This window comes from Priestia sp. P5_B4 (assembly GCF_056400385.1).
This window is the reverse complement of record NZ_JBFULJ010000531.1, coordinates 1-2630: the sequence shown is the minus strand read 5'-3', so window position 1 is coordinate 2630 and position 2630 is coordinate 1. Positions and strand designations below refer to the sequence as shown.

Annotated in this window: 1 protein-coding gene and 1 pseudogene; both read right to left on the bottom strand. The window is 29.7% G+C overall.

From position 1 onward, the window contains the following. Window positions 1-955 precede the first annotated feature (955 nt). On the bottom strand, window positions 956-1801 hold the full coding sequence (locus AC1DRF_RS22495; protein ID WP_197226592.1) for an STAS domain-containing protein: 846 nt from the start codon (window positions 1799-1801) through the stop codon (window positions 956-958). A gap of 596 nt (window positions 1802-2397) precedes the next feature. Next, window positions 2398-2630 (bottom strand): annotated as a pseudogene (locus tag AC1DRF_RS22490) (fatty acid desaturase); the annotation flags it as partial.

Below are 2630 nucleotides of genomic sequence, written 5' to 3'. Positions count from 1 at the left end.
TGGTATAGGTCACCTCGTATGTACAGAAGTGAAAAGTAGTAAAGTTCTTGCACCTTTATCTATTCAAAACTCTTTAGTCAACACTCAAAAACGGTTAGAGGAATCAGAAAAACATTTAACCAAAGTTGCTAAAATAGTAAGTATAAAAAAACACTAATTATTTGTTTTTGCCTCACATGAATTTTTTAATTTTAAAGATGCATTTCATATAAACCTTTAGGTGGAATCATGTTCATTATAAGAACCAAAACATAATTTTTATAAAATATGTTTTGGTTTCTATGATAAGGGTATAGTATTAAGCTGGATTGAATTTTCGAGAAACGTTCTTTTTTAAGTTTGTTTCTTTTTTTTGATAATTATAAAGCGAATCATAAACAGTAAATTGAGCAAACTACTCAAGATGCAATAGAGCATTATCAACATAACATCTATATTTCAACGACTAGGAAAACTACTGTACAGTTCACTCTGAGTAGTTTTTTCTGTTACGTAATTAGGTTTTGTGATGACAGCTCACCCTGTCTTGAATAGTTTACTCAAGGTATGAGTTATTGTTCATTTTTGTAATTATTAAATAAAAAGCAAGAAACAGATCTTTTAAAAAAGATCTGTTTCTTGTTACATTCCAATCTATCATAGTACTTTACCTTTTTTTAAAGAAATGAAACATAAATATTTTATGTAGAAGAAATTTATTATATGTAAAAAGCAGACTTGTTAGAAAGTCTGCAACAAAAAATAAAGCTATTCACAACAGGTATTGTGTATATTCAAGCGAACTTTAGCAGTCTGCCCTAGTCAAAAAATTCTATACTTTATAGTGTTTATTTTACTTCAATTGTTCGAAAGAGTATCGCTTTAAAAATAGATTAACTATTTATAATTTGTCTTATGTTAAGTGGTTTTTTGAAGGTAAATAGAATTCAATTCATAAACTATTGGTTAAGAATATTTATTCTAACGTATCTATGGTTAAATTCAAACTAAGAAGCGCTTGTTCGAGGTTTAATTTTACAGTTATTTTACTAAAATTAATTCCAAGTTGAACCATGGTCTGAGCAACTTCAGGACGGATACCAATTAACATTGTTTTTACCCCAAGTAAATCTAATGCCTCAATGATTTTAAAAATTTGATGGGCAACCATAGTGTCCACAATCATAACACCAGAGAGATCAAATAGAAGGTGAGATAACTTCAATTCATTTGCTTTCTTCAACGTTTCGTCTAGTAAGAGAGTGGCTCTTTCCGTATCTACATCTCCAATTAGAGGGAGTATGGCAATTCCTTTTGTGATAGGGACCATAGGTACGGATAATTCAAGGAAGGCACTCTTTGCTTTTTTTAATGTTTCATGATGGAAATTAACATAAGTCAAACTAAAAGCATAAACAGCTTTATCTAATAAAGGATCAATAATTGAGCTTAATTCAAATACAGTGTCTATCGGCATGTTATGCTTTTTTATTTCTTCTTTAAGTACTTCCCATATAAATTTCCGGTAATAACTTGTGGTCTCTAAAGCTTCACTCAGAGAAACCCCTAGATTTGATGCCAATTCTCCTGACTCTTTTCCCCATTTCAATATGCGATCGAAACTTGTATTTTGATCGAGGTTTAACATGATTGCTTCTCCAAAATTGTTGATGAAGTTTGCTCTCATTTCAATAATTTTTTCATTTGTAAGATTGAAATTTCTTGTTTGTTTAAGGTCTACCATTCTATTTGTATGTACTTTATGCGCAATTTCATACTTTTTTTCTACGATTTTTTCTCCTAGAAAGTGCAAATTATTCATTAAATTTTGTCCTCCGATCTTCCCTTATCTAAAAAGGTAATTTTCATTATTTTAACATTTAAAATATGAGCTACATAATTAGTTTTTTTAGATAATTTGATTGTTCCTAAGGTAGTAAGAGTCATTGTTATTAATTCTTTAATTTCAAGAACTCGCTTTATGGTAACTAGCTCTATAAAYTASAAATAAAGCTAGCTGTGTTAAGCTAGCTTTATATTTTCATGGCGTTTTTCTATAAGTTTTTCAATTGCTTGTTTATCTTTAAGCAATTCTTCTTTATTCTCTTTTATTTTCTCCAATTTTGAATTTCCATAAGATTCTCWTCAGGGTCTTTTGCAAAAACAATAGTTATAATACCAATATCTCGGTATTTTTTCAACTACCTTCTCCACTTTTGTTACAAAAAACATAACTTCATGATTGATGATACTAGAAGACGAAAAGAAATGATTTATTAGTAAGAAAATCTCACAAAGTGCTCAAGTGAAAAAGTCCGAATAAGGGCCACTTTTTATGTAGTGACCCTTATTCGGATTATAGTTCAACTCGTCCAGGTATTTTTTTATTAAAATTGAATGATTTTATCGTATGGATATTCAATTTTTATCGAGGTTTGGTCTTTTGTTATTCAAATTCATACGCGATTTTTTATTGTCTACGAGATGCTTAATTTCTTTAAAGCTTACAAAACGTTTATTTTGTTGATCTAAAAGTCGAAAACGAAGGGACTTCAAGCTTGTGCTTAGTGTAATTGTTGTTGCTTTCTGTAATGGTGGCGTAGACTCATGCGCCTTTTCTAAATTATAGTTTGGAACTCTTGGAGCCAAAT